Origin of the sequence: Lacrimispora sanguinis (assembly GCF_044987295.1) — a bacterium.
GTDB lineage: Bacteria > Bacillota > Clostridia > Lachnospirales > Lachnospiraceae > Lacrimispora > Lacrimispora celerecrescens_B.
The window spans coordinates 2,162,881-2,181,445 of record NZ_CP173277.1; the positions used below are offsets into that span (position 1 = coordinate 2,162,881).

At 43.9% G+C, this 18,565-nt stretch carries 12 protein-coding genes; 2 read left to right on the forward strand and 10 right to left on the reverse strand.

What is annotated here, in order from left to right:
• Positions 1 to 126 precede the first annotated feature (126 nt).
• From ACHZES_RS10075 to ACHZES_RS10110, 8 genes are all read right to left on the reverse strand, one after another.
• Entirely contained in the window at positions 127 to 1,386 is a 1,260-nt protein-coding gene (locus ACHZES_RS10075) for an ABC transporter substrate-binding protein (RefSeq protein WP_395548080.1), read from the reverse strand.
• 1 nt (position 1,387) lies between these two features.
• Positions 1,388 to 2,899 (reverse strand): response regulator, encoded by a 1,512-nt coding sequence (locus ACHZES_RS10080; protein ID WP_395548079.1) that lies wholly within the window; start codon positions 2,897 to 2,899, stop codon positions 1,388 to 1,390.
• A 19-nt stretch (positions 2,900 to 2,918) separates the two neighbouring features.
• Positions 2,919 to 4,745, reverse strand: coding sequence for a histidine kinase (locus ACHZES_RS10085; protein ID WP_154522387.1), 1,827 nt, complete (start codon positions 4,743 to 4,745; stop codon positions 2,919 to 2,921).
• A 189-nt stretch (positions 4,746 to 4,934) separates the two neighbouring features.
• Positions 4,935 to 6,848 carry an anaerobic carbon-monoxide dehydrogenase catalytic subunit gene (cooS, locus tag ACHZES_RS10090; protein WP_154522390.1) on the reverse strand — a complete coding sequence of 638 codons (1,914 nt, stop codon included), beginning with the start codon at positions 6,846 to 6,848 and terminating at the stop codon, positions 4,935 to 4,937.
• Between the two features lie 60 nt (positions 6,849 to 6,908).
• Complete coding sequence (locus tag ACHZES_RS10095) at positions 6,909 to 7,532, reverse strand: undecaprenyl diphosphate synthase family protein (protein WP_038280911.1); 624 nt, start codon at positions 7,530 to 7,532, stop codon at positions 6,909 to 6,911.
• A gap of 175 nt (positions 7,533 to 7,707) precedes the next feature.
• Entirely contained in the window at positions 7,708 to 9,405 is a 1,698-nt protein-coding gene (locus ACHZES_RS10100; protein WP_395548078.1) for an FAD-dependent oxidoreductase, read from the reverse strand.
• A gap of 33 nt (positions 9,406 to 9,438) precedes the next feature.
• Positions 9,439 to 10,821, reverse strand: a complete 1,383-nt coding sequence (locus ACHZES_RS10105; RefSeq protein WP_395548077.1) for a cation:dicarboxylate symporter family transporter — start codon at positions 10,819 to 10,821, stop codon at positions 9,439 to 9,441.
• Complete coding sequence (locus ACHZES_RS10110; RefSeq protein ID WP_395548076.1) at positions 10,822 to 12,015, reverse strand: MalY/PatB family protein; 1,194 nt, start codon at positions 12,013 to 12,015, stop codon at positions 10,822 to 10,824.
• A 277-nt stretch (positions 12,016 to 12,292) separates the two neighbouring features.
• Between ACHZES_RS10110 and ACHZES_RS10115 the strand changes: the two genes are divergently transcribed.
• Positions 12,293 to 12,775, forward strand: a complete 483-nt coding sequence (locus ACHZES_RS10115) for a MarR family winged helix-turn-helix transcriptional regulator (protein ID WP_038280915.1) — start codon at positions 12,293 to 12,295, stop codon at positions 12,773 to 12,775.
• Between the two features lie 175 nt (positions 12,776 to 12,950).
• On the opposite strand, the gene ppdK is transcribed toward ACHZES_RS10115, so the two are convergent.
• Positions 12,951 to 15,575 carry a pyruvate, phosphate dikinase gene (gene ppdK, locus ACHZES_RS10120; protein ID WP_038280916.1) on the reverse strand — a complete coding sequence of 875 codons (2,625 nt, stop codon included), beginning with the start codon at positions 15,573 to 15,575 and terminating at the stop codon, positions 12,951 to 12,953.
• A 218-nt stretch (positions 15,576 to 15,793) separates the two neighbouring features.
• Positions 15,794 to 17,110 (reverse strand): MATE family efflux transporter, encoded by a 1,317-nt coding sequence (locus tag ACHZES_RS10125; RefSeq protein ID WP_395548075.1) that lies wholly within the window; start codon positions 17,108 to 17,110, stop codon positions 15,794 to 15,796.
• Between the two features lie 235 nt (positions 17,111 to 17,345).
• Between ACHZES_RS10125 and ACHZES_RS10130 the strand changes: the two genes are divergently transcribed.
• On the forward strand, positions 17,346 to 18,509 hold the full coding sequence (locus ACHZES_RS10130; protein ID WP_038280918.1) for a BMP family protein: 1,164 nt from the start codon (positions 17,346 to 17,348) through the stop codon (positions 18,507 to 18,509).
• The last annotated feature ends 56 nt before the right edge of the window (positions 18,510 to 18,565 follow it).

The following is an 18,565-nucleotide window of genomic DNA, read 5'->3' on the forward strand; positions in this document are numbered from 1 at the left end:
CCCAGACCACCTGGGAAGAAACGTATACCTGTAGGTATTTTTATTGGTTAAGAAAATGATAGCATAAGTCGGTTTTAGAGAATATTCTAAAATTTTAGAAAAGGGGTACAATTTTAACCTTTCCGTCTACCTTTCCAAAATAGCGCTCCTGATGTCCCCCTGAAGCCTTTTGGAAACTTCCTCCGGTGTGATGGCCTTGTTTCCGAAAAAATCGGTTAGATTCCCTGCTATCCCGTCTGATATGATAAACCATGTGGTATAGGCATTTTTTAAAATGCTCTGATTCCTTTCCCGTTCCACAAACTCATCCGGAAGGCCTCTTACCCGTCCAGGATTTACCTTTACATCCGTTCTTACGGAAAGGCAGTAAGTATTTTCGTAATAGTTTTTTATCACCTCACTGGATGTAAGATAATCCAGCAGTTTTATGGATTCTTTTATGTTTGCCGTTACCGTAATCCCGATGTTGTCTCCCTGCAGCAGATAAGTCTGTTTTTGGATATAAGGGATTTCCGCGATTTTATACTTACACTTCCTGTCAGAGTTCTCTAATATGGACATGGAGCTTAGCTCTGCAATGGCGATCTTTACATATCCCTTGGAAAATGCCTTCATTAACTCCTTCTGATTCCAGTTGATCACATCCTGGTCTATGATCCCCTCATCTCTCATGTTGCCAAGCATTTCATAAAGCTTCATGCAGTTTTCCGAATCCAGGCTCCGAAGGGTTCCTCCGGCTGAATAGATCATCTGCAGAAAACTGGAAGTAATATCCTCTTTATTCTTCATGGCTATTCCGAAATTATAGGTGCCAAGGGTGCTGGTTTCCCTGCACAGCTTATAAAGTTCTTCCATCGTATCCGGTATGACGGCGTTATGCTTCTTCAAATGATCCTCATTATAAAATACCACATAGGGGTTGCTGGTAAAGGGAACGGAATAGCAGATGCCGTTTACTACCGTGCTGCTGTATGCATTCTTTAAATACAAAGAAGCCCTGTCCGTTGTCATATAGTCGGACAAATCCCGAAGGATCCCCATGGACTCAAGGGCAGGTGTCATGACGTTTTCACAAATGATTAAATCAGGTAGGTTGTTCTGGTCCTTATCAATGCACAGCTGCTTTTGAAAGCCGGACTGAGAGACGTACTGAATCTTAATCTCCGGGTTCCCAGGCATTTTAGAATATTCATCCGCAAGCCGCTTTAAGGATTCACCGCTTCCATCCTCCTCGCAGACAGCCATAATCACAAGCTTGTCCCTTTTGTTCTCCTCAGCTGCCACCACATTGGATTCCCTGTAATATTTACAGATCACGCTGATCAGTAAAAAGGAAAACAGCAGCCATAAACCGATCAGAAGTCTTTGCACGGTCCTGTTCATCATCTTAAAACACCTTTCTATAGTCTGAGGGCGATACTCCCATAATGGAACGAAACACCTTATTAAAATATTTTGTATCTTTATATCCCACCATTTCTGCTACCTCATGGATCTTATAATTGCCGGTTGCCAATAGCTTCTTTGCAACACTGACACGAAACTCCCCTAAAAAGGTACTAAAGTTAATCCCCATTTCCCTGGTAAACAGCTTGCTTAAATATTCCGGTGTAATCCCCACCAGACCGGCCGCATCGGAAAGTGAGATTTCCTTATCATAATTCTGCCTTATGAATTCTATTACATTTAAAATCATGCCATTGCCGGTTAAGGCTTCCTGTTCTTTGTCATCTGCAACCATATCAATAATCTTCCAGTAATTGTTCAGAAAGATCTCCCTGATTCCGGTTTTCATCATATCGTTTAACAGGTACTGGTACAGAGCTTCAATGTCTTTGTTTTCCATCAGATCCCTTGCAGTGTTTAAAGCAGCCATGACAAAACGGACGGTATGGTTTTTAATCACCTTGGGCTCTTCCCTGCTTTGAATGACTGTTTTCTCAAATTTCCTGGCGTTTTTTCTGATTCCCTCCTTGTTTCCATTTCTTATGTCCCTTTTTACTCCGCGCTCTAAATATTCCGGATATTCCACCCTTTCAAAGGACAGATTCTGGGTCAGCTCCCTGTCAATGATGCACTGGTCCTGAAATACAAAGGAATAAGAAAGATATTCCTGCATCTGCTTTAACGTATCTTTAAGACCGGAAAGACTTAAAAGTTCCTCGTAGCTGATGAGGAATTCTCCCTTCTCCTTTAAATCCTTCAGTATCTGAGTTTTAAATATGTTCTTTAAGTACCTGGCGTTCTGACCGTCTGAGATCATGACAAGGATTTGCTTTTCATAGGGAAGCTTAAAGATGAAAAATCCTGTGAGGCAGATTGCATCCAGGCTGTCTTTCAGCACTTCCGCCATCTGGTTCGTCGTATCCTCAAGAATGCTTTCCGATTGGATCAGAAACATGGAAATGACCTGATCCTTTTGCTTTCGTATCTTTTCAGCAAGTTGTTTTTGAATGACTTCCTGATCGCCTCCGTCTCCTGTCAGGATGGAAAACAGCAGCTGCTCTGCAGAAACCTGCTCCACCTTGTTCTTTGATAACTTTTTCTCCACCGTACCAAGGACCTCTATGATGTCCTCCACATCCAGAGGTTTTAACAAATATTCAGCTACGGATAATTGTATGGCGCGCTGGGCATATTCAAACTCCGAATACCCGGTAAGCAGGACCGCCGCCGTCATAATCCCAGCTTCCCTGATCTTGTGGATCATGGTCAATCCATCCATCTTTGGCATGTTGATATCCGTTATAACGACATCCGGAAGTAATGATAACACCTTTTCAAACCCTGCCTCCCCATCGCATTCCCCTGCAACCACTTCATGTGACGTATACTTTTCAATGATTTTTATAATCCCGTTCCTGGTGTTTGGTTCATCTTCCACAATTACTACTCTCATACCGGCAAATATCCCCCTTCTATTCTTCGAATAAAATTTCAGCTGTTATTCTGGTTCCCCTGTCATTCGATTCAATAAAGAAATATCCGTCTTCTCCATAATAATATTTAATCCTCATTATCACATTCCGCACCCCGATACTCCCCTCCATTGCGCCGCTTAAATAATCGTAGTGGTTCAGTTCCCTGACCAGCTCCTCCTCCATGCCTTTTCCATTGTCCTCAACGAAAATCACAAGATGCCTATCCCCCTTTCTTTTAATGGATACCGTGATCATATCCTGTCCCGTATTGCCTGGAAATCCGTGAATGATGGCATTTTCAATGAGGGGCTGGAACAGCAGCTTGTGCATTTTTAAATCCAGAACCTCCTCCTCCACATCCATGATACAGTGGAAGGAAAAAGAAAACCTTTGCTGCTGTAGAAAAATATACTGTTTTAAATATTCGATCTCACTTCGGACACTTACCACACCATTGCTTTTATGTACGCTGTAGCGCAGGATATTTCCAAGATTTTTAAGCATTCTGCTAATTAAAAACTGTTCATTTTCTATGGCGATCCAGTTGATGGCATCCAGGGTATTATACAGAAAATGAGGATTGATCTGCGCTTCCAAAGCCTTTAATTCTGCATTTTTCTCACGGAGCAGGGCTTCCTTTTCAATCTTTCCCGACTGGTCGATCTTCTGTACCATGTGATTGAAATGTCTGGCGATCTTCCCAAACTCATCTTGCCAGGTATGCTCGATCTGAACCGTATAATCTCCCTTATAGGCTCTGTCCATGGCAGAGGTGATTTTTTCTACCCGGACCTGTAAGGAACCTGCAAACCGGATCATAATCAGAATGCTGGTGATGATAATCAGTATTGTAAGGAGGATGATCACCTCAAAGATGTATTTAAAGTCCTTTAGAAGCTCTCTGTTATCCCGAAGACTGACCAGTACAAACTGATTTTTCAGTACAGGCTTTGTATATATGCTGTAGAATCCGGTATTCATGATCTGATGGGCCTCCACGGCCTGCCGGATCTTCGACTCGGTCTTAGAAAACCGCTTCTCTCCGCCATCGGCCCATTCATCAAAGATGCCTGTCCCAATTAAGTCTGTACGGGTACTGGATACGATGTTTCCGTTTGCATCACAAAGGAAGGAGACATTGATCCCATTATCGTCTTCCTGGGAATAAGTTTCCCGTATGTTGGTTTCGTCAAGGCAGATCAGAATGCTTCCCACCGTTCCCTGCCTGTAATTATTAATATCTGCAATCCGGTGCCCCAAATAGACGATATTTCTTTTTGTTCCGTTTGCCTGCTCACGGTTTACCACATGGGAATAAACGGTCTGGGTATTATGAAAGGTCTCATCTGTTACATCCAGCCAGCTTCTGTCCTTTTCCGGAAAGCAGAAGCTGTCCATGGCATTGTTGGTAATGGAATCATACAGGATGCATTCCTTTTTCAGCGTTACCACAGCAATTCCCAATATTTCCGGATGAAGATAAGAGATATTTTCCAGATCATCTTCCAGCTGCTTCTTTAACAGATAATAATTCCTAGAATCCCATACATTCAGCTTTTCCAGCTTTAGAGCATACTCGTTCTCTGTATAAATGGACATGATGATGCTGTCGTATTCCGAGAAAAAGTCCTCCAGCCCTTTCTGTGACAATTTCATATTGCTTTCCACCAGAATGCCTGTCTGCTTTTTTAAGGTATTAGCCGCTATAATACAGGTTAGGATTTCAATTGCCATGACAGGAATGATTGAGACGAAAAGCAGGATGATCAATGTCTTTTTAGCAATTCCACATCCTCTGTATCTGTTTACCAAATATTTGATCAAGTATTATCCCCCCTTTGTTAAATTCTTCCAATTTCCTATTCATTTTTGTATTATAACATAATTTATATATAACAATAGGATTTTCAGGCGGTAGGCATAAAAAAACTTATGAATGAAAATTATATCAGAGTCTTGCTGACTGAGGCAGCCGATTCCTGTTATAATCTTCATCCATAAGTTAGGGATCAATTATGAAAGACCCATTTTCTGTCTTTTTTTCATTATATGAGCTTCAATATCATTCGCTACCTGTACCGGATCATCTCCTAACGCTACTTTCCCGCCTGTCAGTCCCTCTACGTCTTCCGTAAGCAATTTTACAAGCTTTGGTGCGCCGGTGATAAAGGGAGTGGGAGAAAGATGGGTATAGGCGCCGTATGCTATGGCAAATAAGCCATCTATGGTGGCCTTCTGTTCCATCCACTCCGGTGCAGTCACTGCAATGGGAAGATCTGAAATGTCGGCATCTAAGTGGTCGGCTAAGGCTGTTACAAGCATGGAAATCCTTCCTGTATCCGTACAGGTTCCAAAGCTTAACACAGGAGGGATCCCCAGGGCTTTACACACTCCCCGCAATCCTTCTCCTGCCTGATCGATGGCATCCAAATTGCACATTCCTGCAACCTCTAAGCCATGGTTTCCGCAGCCCCCTGCAACTACAAGGATGTCTTTTTTAATCAGCTCTTTTGTTAAATTCACCGTATTCCAATCCTGGGGACCATTTCTCAAAGTCGAGCAGTTTGCCAAAGCGACAATTCCTTTTAACTGACCTTTTGCAATTACATCTACCAGGTTATTTAAATCATTCCCGATTGCTCCTAAAACTGCTTCTGTAGAAAATCCGGCAATGGCTTTTTGTTTGTACTTCGGAACCATTGGCTTGATTTGTTTATGTCTTTTTTTAAAGTTCTCGATGGCAACGTGAATGCACGTTTCCGCCATTTCCTCCGCCTTCTTCGGATAATATGGCATCTTATGTTCCGTGCCGGGAACACCGATAATCGTGCTGACGCTTACCAGCGCAACCTGATACTTTTCTGCATATTGATCAATGGCAGGCGGTGAGCAGTTCTCTTCCATTACAAATGCGTCCACCGTTCCTGTTGCCAAAAATGGTTCAATGGATAACCAGTTACCCATAAGGCCCACAAACACATCATCCATTTCAAATCTTTGCAGTAATTCCTGCCCGGTCTCAATGGAACCTACAATATGGATTCCTTTTGCACCGGCCTGTTTGGCCAAGTCCTGAAACTCCTGCATTCTTGCCTTCTGCAAAGCAGCGACCCCAATCCAGGGCTGATGTCCATTAAATGCAATGTTCACATAATCAGGATCCATAATTCCTAGATCCACATCCACTTCATGAGGCATCGGCGTTCCGAATAAAATATCCTGGGTCATTTCCAGGCCTATTTGCGCAGTATAAATTGTAGACAAACCTAAGCGCAGGGCTTTTGTTGCCAAGGAAACATAATCACCATCTACATTGGTAAGACAGCTTGCAATGCTGTTCTGCACTTCATGTTCAACGCCTGAAGGGTAAATGTGTAAGTCATCCCATATCTTTTTCCGTTTTTTCGGTGCAAAGACTTCCACCATTACACTATGTTCATCAGGGCTTATCTTCATCTCCCGGTCAAGAAACTCAGCCAGGCAGACAGCCATCTGATTCACATCCTGATTGGTGTTGATCCCGGTTAATTCACACATCCACTTTAATTTTTTGGTATCTGTAATCTGGAAAATGGTATTGCCCTTTCCAGTTTCCTTTAAGGTCCGAAAGGCTTCGTAGGCATGATGGGCATAGGTGGCTGCTCCCATAATATTTCTCATGAGAAGATTTCTCATTGCCATGGCATCGGGGCCAATTCCGCAAACACCTTTTTCCGGTCCTTTTTGTTCATTGATTCTGCAAGGTCCATTGGTACATAATTGACAGCTTAATCCCTGCAGGCAAAATTTGCATCGTATTTTTTCCTGCTCATCCCATCTGGAAAATACGCTTGATAATCCGTCATCTCTTATCCTAACCAGCATCTCTTCCACGGAGTCATGGTAGCTCACCCGACCTTCTGTTTTTTCTAAAACCGTCTCTGGCATAATTACCTCCAATAAAATATTATTCCGTCAGTAGTATGCCAAATTTTAGTAACTCTATTCTCACCCTCCCAGAGTCACATCCTGTTTGGAATACCATTCAATCGCATCGTATACGTGCTGGGGTGTAAAATCCGGCCAGTAATCATCGATGACATACATATCCGAATAAACGGACTGTACCGGCAAGAATCCGGACAGTCTTCTGCGGCCTCCCCACCGAATCACCAGATCGATCCTGGATACATCGGCCGTTTTTAATTTAGGGCCTATGGCTCCGTCCTGAAGCCCCAGATCCCACTCCCAGCTGTAATTGACCAGAAAGTTGATCTTCATTCCCCCATTGCCGAACTGGTGTCTGTTGGTATATGGCTTCAGCTCCTCCGGAAACATGGCTGACGTTGTTTTTCCCAGAACCAAAAGCTCGGCATCTTCCTTTGACAGTTCCTCCACGGCTTTTACACACGCCTTTGAAAAGGCTTCCCTTTGGATTGAGGGACGCTTTGTATTGTCTACGGTAAAGCCGTAAAAGGTCATTTCATTAATTCCCAGTTTTCTACAAAGGTGATAAAGGACCATTCCAGGGGATATTCCATTGTCATACCCCGCCTCTTTTTCCATTCCTTTTCCAAGGGCCCAGCGGCGGTTGCCGTCTGGTATGATCCCGATGTGCTTTGGAATTCTCATATACGTTCCTCCATTTTTCCTGCTATATTTGAATTATATAGAAAGTATAGCCAATTTTTTCTCTTCCATAATTCTTACACTGGTAAATCATCTTAGACAGGAAATTCATCCAACATATAAAAACAGACGGTATACCCTTCTTCCAAGGGCATACCGTCTATCTCTATACATGCTTTTACAGAAAATTATATTCCGTTAGTATCTTCTCCCGTCCCGTAGTCATATCCGTAAAATATTCATAATAGCTGATTCCCAGGAAGGAACCAGAAATGTTGATTACGTTATCAAAACCACGGCCCTTTAACGCCATAACGGCATTATAGCTTCTCTGACTGGTCCTGCAGTGTAAGTATACCGGCCTGTCATTAGGAATCTCCGATATACGCTGTCTCAGTTCACCTAACGGGATATTCAAAGCTCCAATGAGATGACCCATCTCAAACTCGTCCCGGCCTCTCACATCGATAATACAGGCTTTGCTCTCCACTAACTCCCGAACTTGACTTACATGAACCTGTTTCACGGCTCCGTGCAGGACATTAAGCGCCACCAGTGCAGACAGATTAACCACATCTCTTGCTGTGCCAAATACTGGTGAGTAACAGAGTTCCAGTCCCTTTAAATCCTCCAGTGTTCCATTCATGGCAATTAGGGTTGCGATAACGTCGATTCGTTTGTCTACATTCCCTTTGCCGATGGCCTGGGCTCCCAGGATCCTACCTGTAGGTACTTCGAATACAAGCTTAAAGTGCATAGGGGAACTGCCGGGCATTAAGCCTACCTTATCCATGGTCATGGTGTAGACAGAATCGTAGGGTATATTATTTTCTTTTGCGGTTTTCTCATTAAGTCCTGTGGCCGCAGCGTTCAAATCAAACAGTCTGACAGCGCAGGAGCCAATGACTCCGTTATTACTGGTGGACATGCCATACATGGCATCAGCGGCTGCTCTTGCCTGGCGCAGAGCCGGACCGGCTAATGGGAGCCTGGTTGGTTTGTGGGTAAGACGTTGGTAAACCTCAATGGCATCACCCACTGCATAGATATGCGGATCGCTGGTACGGTAATCTGCTGACACCTTAATTGCACCGGTCTCACCGATTTCCAGACCGGCCTGCTTTGCCAGCTCTGTCTCAGGCAGTACGCCAATGGAGAGCACCACTGCATCGCAGGGTAACTCCCTGCCTGAGTTTAAGATTACCTTATCCTCAGTGATGGCCTTAACACCGTCACCCACAGCCAGTTCCACGCCCTGATCATAAAGCTCTTTTTGCAGGATCTGGCTCATATCATAGTCAAATGGTGCCATGATCTGGCCGGCAGCCTCTGCCACAGCTACCTGCTTTCCTGTTGATTTTAAATTTTCTGCTACCTCAAGGCCGATAAAGCCGCCTCCGATTACAACCACACTGCGGATTTCCTCTCTGGCAACATATTGATCCAGTTTTGCAATATCATCCACATTGCGCACGGTAAACACATGAGGGAGAGATACTCCCTCGATTGACTTAGGGCGGATCGGATAGGATCCTGGCGAAAGAACCAGTTCATCATATGATTCTTCATATTCCTGACCGGATACGCTGTCTTTAATTCGTATTTTCCTAAGAGTGCGGTCAATGCCGCACACCTCGCTGTTAACACGCACCTCGATATCGTAGGAATTCTTAAACCCCTCAGGCGTCATCAGCACCAGATAGTCCTTGTCCTCCACGGTCCTGCTTAAATAATAGGGGAGTGAACAGTTGGAAAAGGATACATGCTCTCCCCGCTCAAATATGGTTATGGATGCATCTGCATCCAGACGCCTGATTCTGGCTGCGGCGGACGCACCGCCGGCAACACCTCCCACAATAAGAACACGTTTGCCCATATTCACACATCCTTTGTCAATTATTTTTTATTATTAGCCTTTTGCTGAAGATGGCTTCTTTTCTAAGTTCAGCGAATTGTCATTGTATACTTTCATGTCAATATTATTGGTTAGTTTTGCAGCAACTAAACCAGTTACCATACCATCGCTTACATTCAGGGCAGTTCTGGCCATGTCGATCACAGGCTCAATTCCTACCAACAGACCTGCGATACCAACCGGGAGCCCAAGTGCGGATAACACGGTGATACCTGCAAAGGTTGCGCCGCCGCCAACTCCGGCGATACCAATGGAAGCAAACGTGATGACAACTACCATCAGAATAAAGAAGGAAGGTGTAATCGGCTGGCCCACAGCAGGAGCCACCATGATTACCAGCATGGCAGGATAAATAGCCGCGCATCCGTTCTGTCCGATGGAGGTACTAAGGGAACCGGCCAGGTTGGAAACTCCATTATCCACCCCCATCTCATCGGTCAGAGTTCTGATGGTCAGTGGCAGGGTTCCTGCACTGGTACGGGAAGTAAATGCAAATACCAAAGTTGTCATGGCCTTCTTAAAATAAGTAAGCGGGCTGATTCCAACTACAGCCAGTATCAGTCCATGAATGATGAACATGATAAATATAGCGGTATAAGAAGCTAGAACAAAAGTTACAAGCCGCAGGATACTGGTGTAGTCACTTCCAGCAATGGTCTTGGTCATCAATGAGAAGATACCGAATGGCGTCAGCATAATAATCATCATGACCACTTCCACCACCAGGGTGTTTAGTGAATTCATTAATTTACCGAAAAACTCCGCCTGTTCCGGGGCATAAGTCCGTACCCCGATTACTCCGATTCCAAGAAGTGCTGCAAAGAGTACCACGGAAAGGGTTGCATTGCTTCCCTGTCCGGTCATGGCATAGATAGGGTTTGAAGGAATGATATCAATAATGGTATCTTCAATGGAAAGACCCTCCTTGGCCTTCTCCTCCAGCTGAGTAGTCTTTTTACTCTCGGCTTCGCCAATCTCCAGTCCCTCAGCGCTGACGCCAAATGCGGAAGCAGTGACACCACCTACCACTGCTGAAACTGCTGCCGTGGATAGTAGGATTACCAGTACAAGAGCAGTAATCTTACCAAGGTTCTTGCCTGACTTCTGGTTAATGATAGCACACACGATGGATACAAAAATCAGCGGGATAACCATCATTTTCAAAAGCTTGGTATAAGCAGTGCCCACCAGGCTGATCCAGCGCAGGCTCTCAGAAACTGCTGCATCGTCTGCCACTGTCTTTAAAATCGCTCCAAATATAATACCGCCGAACAAACCGGCTACTACACGTACATTAAAAGATTTGCCTTTTTTCTGCAATACAAACAGAACACCTAGATAGATTAAAAAACAGATTACACTAATAGAAACAGCCATTTATTCCCCCACCTTTTCTTTGATATTTTTGATAATGCTCTCAACAGCAGTTACAACATTCTTTGAATCTGTAGCCAGGTTAATCCGGATAAATCCGTGTGCCATGAGGCTGAACCATTCCCCAACGTCGCAGGCAAGACGGCACTTGTTCTGGATAAAGCCGGCAGTCTCTTCCCCGGTCAGATAGCCCCTTAAGTCAATCCAGGACAGATAGGTTCCTTCAAGGGGGGTAACAATGATCTCTGGAAGCTCCCTTGCAAACTCCTGCTTCATATAATTGTAATTGTGAATAATCAGTTTCTTTACATTTTCCAGCCATTCTTCCCCACCCCGGAAAGCGGCCTCCACGCCTACAAGACCCATAAGGTTTGTTTCCGCTGAACCAATGCCTTTGATGTATGCATCATAGGATTCCATCAATTGTTTGTCGAATATGATGACATGGGAGTGAATCAGACCGGCCAGGTTAAATGTCTTGGAACCTGCATTCAAGGTAATCAGAATATTCTTATACTTACCATCCCCTACCAGTGCGGAGGATACAAACTTCTTCCCCTCATAAGTAAAATCCTGATGAATCTCATCGGAAACCACCAATACCCCATGTCTCTGGCAGATGTCAAACATGGAATCCAGCTCCTCCTCTGACCATACCCGGCTTACAGGGTTATGGGGGGAGCATAAGATAAACATCTCTACCTTGTTGTCCACAATTTCCTTCTCAAACTTTTCAAAATCCAGAGTGTAATAACCGTCGCTATTATCAAGTTCACAGGTTACCAGCTTTCTGCCGGTGTTCAGTACGGCATCATAAAATGGGTAGTATACAGGGGGGCAGATAATTACGGACGCTTCTTCTTTCGTATATGCCCTTACAGCCGCATACAGGGATCCCACAACCCCGGTTGCAAACCTTACATGTTCCCTTGCAAGTTCTACATTATGATGCTTCTTCTGCCATGCAAAGAAAGAATCAAAATATGCCCCCTCTACCGTACCATAGCCAAACACTCCGTGCTCCACACGCTTCACCAGCGCCTCCCTTACTGCTGCAGGTGACTGGATCTCCATATCAGCAACCCAAAGCGGAAGTAAGTCTGCATCTCCAAAAATCTCCTGAAGTGAGTCCCACTTTAATGTACCTGTCCCCCGTCGTTCCACACAATTTTCCCTACAGAACTTCTCAATGTCCATGAAAAATACCATCCTTCTTCTAGTATAAGCTAAATGCTGTAAAATATTGTTCACTAACTGAACTATATTATAAAATACTTAGTATATATTGTCAATATAGTTTTAATATAATTTTTATAATTAGGGCAATTTACACATAAAATATTAATATTTATTATTTATAGTTAATTTGCTTTACTATATTTTCAGTTTTGTTTGAAATAATATATTGAAGCCCTATTCTTAATATGGTACTATTACATGTACAGATATCATCAATTGGAACAGGAGCATCTATATGAGTCATATTTCAGATATAAACAACGCGTATCAAAAGTTGAATGCACGTGCAGATACATTGTATGAATTTATCATTTTATATCACAACTACATCTATGCCCATCACACATATGAGAATGAAAACTTTAACATGATGGAGATACATACCCTTACCTATATTGACGACTCCCCAGGGATTACTGCCACTGAGCTGTCAAAGATATGGCACAAAAGCAAAAGTGCCATTTCCCAGGTCATCAAAAAGCTGGTTGACTCCGGATACATAGAAAAGCGCTATAAGGAGAATAATGAAAAGTCCGTATGCCTGTACGTAACAGAAAAGGGACAGAGACTTTCCTCGGTACACAAAGCTTACGATGTGGCTGACATCACACAGACCACCTCCTATCTGATTGAACAGTGCGGTGAATCAGATCTGGACGCATTTTACCGGATTATAGAGAAGTATAATGAACTTTTAAAATCTGATTTGGAATCATAGTAAGAATAGCAAAAAGGCTGCATAATCCAGACCGTTTGGTCCGATTGAGCAGCTTTTTTTCTATCCATTTGACGCCCAAAGGGGCCGTGTACCAAATTGCCGGTACCACAACCCCTTTTGAGTTTCATATATTGATATATATAATTATTTAAGTCGTTTCGACTTCTAAAGCTCCTTAATTGTTCAAGGCTGCCTGTGCTGCTGCCAGTTTTGCAATCGGCACACGGAATGGAGAACAGGATACATAATCCAGACCAATCTTATGGCAGAACTCTACGGAAGAAGGATCTCCGCCGTGCTCGCCGCAGATACCAACATGCATTTCCGGACGAACGCCCTTGCCTAACTTGATTGCTGTTTCCATAAGCTTGCCTACACCGGTCTGATCCAGTTTTGCAAATGGGTCATTCTCGAAGATCTTGGTGTCATAGTAAGCATTTAAGAACTTGCCTGCATCGTCACGGGAGAAGCCATAAGTCATCTGAGTTAAGTCATTGGTTCCGAAGCAGAAGAATTCTGCCTCTTTGGCAATGTCATCAGCGGTCAGGCATGCTCTTGGGATCTCAATCATGGTACCTACTTCATATTTTAAGTTGCTTCCTGCTGCAGCGATCTCTGCGTCAGCAGTTTCAACTACGATCTTTTTAACAAACTTTAATTCCTTCTCATCACAGATCAGCGGAATCATGATTTCCGGGCAAACATTCCAGTCAGAATGTGCCTTCTGAACGTTGATGGCTGCACGGATTACTGCCTTTGTCTGCATCTTTGCGATCTCAGGATAGGTTACTGTCAGACGGCAACCACGATGTCCCATCATTGGGTTGAACTCGTGTAAGGAATCGATGATGCTCTTGATCTGAGCAACTGTCTTGCCCTGTGTATCTGCCAGCTTCTTAATGTCGTCTTCCTCTGTTGGAACAAACTCATGCAGAGGCGGATCTAAGAAACGGATGGTAACAGGATTGCCTTCCAATGCTTCATAAAGCTTTTCAAAGTCATCCTGCTGTACAGGAAGGATCTTCTCTAAAGCAGCTTCTCTCTCTGCAACGGTATCGGAGCAGATCATCTCGCGGAATGCGTCGATTCTGTCTCCTTCAAAGAACATATGCTCGGTACGGCAAAGGCCGATTCCTTCTGCGCCCAGTTCTCTTGCTTTTCTTGCATCAGCAGGAGTATCAGCATTGGTTCTTACTTTCAGTCTTCTATACTTATCTGCCCATGCCATGATTCTACCAAATTCACCGATAATGGCTGCGTCTACTGTCGGAATGATTCCGTCATAGATCTTACCGGTAGATCCATCAAGGGATAAGAAGTCTCCTTCATGATATTCCTTGCCTGACAGGACAAATTTCTTGTTCTCTTCATCCATAATGATTTCGGAACAGCCGGATACACAGCATGTACCCATTCCGCGTGCAACAACTGCTGCATGAGAAGTCATACCGCCGCGTACGGTTAAGATACCCTGAGCGGCCTTCATTCCTTCAATATCTTCCGGAGAGGTCTCAAGACGAACCAGAACAACCTTCTCGCCTCTTTCATGCCATGCTTTTGCTTCGTCTGCTGTAAATACGATCTTACCGCATGCAGCTCCCGGAGATGCTGCCAGAGCCTTTCCAATAGGTTCTGTCTTCTTTAATGCATCTGTATCAAACTGAGGATGGAGTAAAGTATCCAAGTTTCTTGGATCGATCATCTTAACTGCCTTCTCCTCTGAAATCATGCCTTCATCAACCAGATCACAAGCAATCTTTAAAGCAGCCTTTGCTGTTCTCTTGCCGTTACGGGTCTGAAGCATGTAAAGTGTTCTATCTTCAATGGTAAATTCCATATCCTGCATATCTCTGTAATGATCTTCCAGCTTATTGCAGATTCCTACGAACTGCTCATATGCTTCCGGCATAACTTCCTTTAACTGGTCGATCTTCTGCGGTGTACGGATACCAGCAACTACGTCCTCGCCCTGTGCGTTCATTAAGAATTCACCCATAAGGTGTTTCTCGCCGGTTGCTGGGTCACGTGTAAATGCAACACCGGTACCGGAGGTCTCGCCCATGTTTCCGAACGCCATCATCTGCACGTTAACAGCAGTACCCCAGGAATATGGAATATCGTTGTCGCGGCGGTATACGTTTGCTCTTGGGTTGTTCCAGGAACGGAAAACAGCCTTGATTGCTTCCATCAGCTGTAACTTAGGATCTGCCGGGAAATCTGCTCCGATCTTTTCCTTATATTCAGCCTGGAACTGTTTTGCAAGCTCCTTTAAATCATCAGCAGTTAAATCTACGTCCTCTGTGATTCCTTTTTCTTCCTTCATCTTATCGATAAGCTCTTCAAAGAACTTTTTGCCTACCTCCATAACGACGTCGGAGAACATCTGGATAAATCTGCGGTAACAATCCCATGCCCAACGGGGATTACCGGATTTTGCAGCCAGAACTTCCACTACCTCTTCATTTAAACCAAGGTTTAAGATGGTATCCATCATACCTGGCATGGATGCTCTTGCACCAGAACGAACAGAAACCAGAAGAGGATTTTCCTTATCGCCGAACTTCTTTCCGGTGATCTCTTCCATCTTAGTGATGTGTTCCATAATCTGGTCCATGATCTCATCGTTAATCTTCTCGCCGTCCTCATAATACTGAGTACAAGCCTCTGTTGTTATGGTAAATCCCTGGGGAACTGGAAGACCTAAATTTGTCATCTCTGCCAAATTGGCTCCTTTTCCACCTAACAGGTTTTTCATGCTTGCATTACCTTCGGTAAACAAATAAACCCATTTTCTTGCCATAAGTAAATTTCCTCCTCAAATTGTGTTGGTTGTCCAACTCTTCTGCCGGATTCATTTGCAGAAAAGCCCTGCAAATATTATAGCATAATTCAAACGCTAGTAAAGGGGGTTTTTTTAATTATTGGCAAAAATTAGCTCTTTTTTCGATACAATTACCTTGAAAGTACTTCCATAGTCAGTCATTTTCCGATATACGATTTTAGTTCGTATATGCGAATTTAGGTGTTCTTTTTTTCTTTCAGCAACACCAGGCAGAGTCCCAGCGTTAAAAATTCTGCCGCCGGCATAACGGCCCAAATTCCATTTACTCCCAATGCCATTGGAAGGATAAATACCAGGATGCTGCTTAATACAAGTCCCCGCATCAGGCAGATGAACAAGGCTTTTCCCGGACTTAATACCGACTGGAACCAGGTGCTGAACAAGATATTAAATCCCATGGGAAGAAATGACAGGAAATATATCCTGACAGCAGGAACCGACATGGCTAAAATCTCATCCGCAGGCTTTACAAAGGCCTCTGTTACCAGAGCCGGGAAAAACATACCCAATCCCACAAACAGCATACCGGCAAAGCAAACGGTCAATTCTCCCATACGGCGTGTTTCCTTTAACCTCTCCTTTTTCCCGGCCCCATAATTTATGGCCAGAATTGGTTGGGAGGCCTGGGAGATACCATTATTAATAGAAGCTACGATCAAAGCGCTGTTGGATATGATACCATACACCACCACTCCAAGATCACCAACGTAAGCCAAAAGCTGGCGGTTAAATAAAAACATGACGATTCCACTGCATGTCTCTAATAGGAAGCTGGAAAGGCCGTTTACCACGATTTCCCCAGCTTTTCTCCATTTGAAGCCAAGGGCAATTTTTAAGGAACTTCCCTTAGAAAATAAATGGGTAATCAGAATGCCAAGGGTCAGGCAGGAACCGATTACAGTAGCCGCTGCTGCTCCTGCCATACCCATATTCATAGGAAAGATGAAAATATAATCCAGGATCACATTGGTAACACCGCCTGTAATCACGGCGGCCATGGCCATTTTAGGAGCTCTGTCATTTCTCACAAAGGCTTGCAGGAAAGAAGAAAGCAGAAATACTGGCGCTCCCCATACCAGGATCCTTCCGTATTCCCTGACATAAAGATCCATGGTTTCATTTCTCCCCAGAAACTTTGTCACAGGATCAAACAGCAGATGCCCTGCTGTCACATAGAACACTCCGGCAACAGCCGCCATGCAGAGTGCAGCCGTAAAATATTCCCTGGCCCCATGCTCATCTCCCTTTCCCTTGGAAATGGATAAAAGCACGCCTCCGCCTACGCCAAACAACAGGCCGGTTCCGAAAAACAGACTGTATAAGGGCAGAAGAAGGTTTAAGGCAGCAATGCCGATGGCACCGACTCCCCGTCCGATCATCAGGGTGTCCGCCAATATATATATGGAAGTAACCAGAGTGGCACTGATGGATGGCATCAGATACCTTAAAAATAATTTTTTCACCGGATCTTCCAGTAGATTTGCCTTTTTCATAAATATCCTCCTTTTCAAATCTTTTAACAGTGTATCATTTTTCTTTTAAATAACAAGCAAAATCAGAGAATATCCTTTTATTGTAAAAGGTTAAGTAATATATTACATAAAATGCTCGATTGTTTTTTGATTTTTTCTGTAAAATAACACCAAATGAGATTGTTTCCAGAGCGAAAATGTGATACATTAGTGGTATCTCTGAAAATTAATCAAAAACAGGAGGAAAAACAAGATTATGAAAAAGAGAGCATTAGCATTAGCAATGGCAGTCATGATGACTGCAGCATTAAGCGGATGTGGATCTTCCAATCAAGGCGGCGCTACTACAGCTGCACCGGAAACCACAACTGCAGCTGAAAAGGCGGCAGAAACAACAGCCGCAGCTTCAGAAAAATCTGACAACGGGTATGAGCTTGCATTGGTTACAGACTTAGGAACCATTGACGATAAGTCCTTTAACCAGGGTGCTTGGGAAGGCATGAAGAAGTATGCGGAAGAAAACAAAATTTCTTACAAGTACTACCAGCCACAGGAAGGTACCACGGATTCCTATCTTGAGACCATCGGCCTTGCCATCGAAGGCGGCGCCAAATTAGTTGTTTGCCCAGGATTTTTATTTGAAGAGCCTGTATTCCTTGCTCAGGATCAGTACAAGGATGTTCATTTCATCCTCCTCGATGGCGAACCTCACAATGGTGATTATTCAGAATTCAGAACAGAGGCTAATGTAATGCCGATCCTCTTCCAGGAAGACGAGCCTGGATTCTTAGCAGGCTATGCAGCAGTGAAAGACGGCTATACAAAGCTTGGCTTCTTAGGCGGTATGGCAGTTCCTGCAGTTATCCGTTATGGCTACGGATTTGCAGAAGGTGCTGACGTTGCAGCTAAGGAAATGGGAATCGACAGCGTAGAAATTATGTACAACTACACAGGTGCATTTGCCGCTACACCAGAAGCACAGTCTATGGCAGCTTCCTGGTACCAGAACGGAACTGAAGTAATCTTCGGTTGCGGTGGCGCAGTTGGTAACTCCGTTATGGCTGCTGCTGAAGAAAAAGGCACAAAGGTTATCGGCGTTGACGTTGACCAGAGCTTTGAATCCAACACCGTTATCACCTCAGCTATGAAAGAGCTGTCCGTATCCGTTTACGATGGAGTAAAGGCATTCTATGACAATTCTTTCCCAGGCGGAAAAACCAGCATCTTCTCAGCAAAGAACAATGGTATCGGACTTCCAATGGAAACTTCCAAATTTACCAAGTTCACACAGCAGGATTATGATGGTATCTTTGCTCAGTTAAAAGACGGTAAGATCGAACTTGTTCAGCCTTCTCAGGATAACAACAATCCTACGGTTGACTTAAAGCTTGAAAAGACAAAAATTAACTTTGTAGAATAACCTGCAAAAGAAGCGCCCTTCGGGCATACCTTTAAGCCCAAATAGCGTGGGCTAGA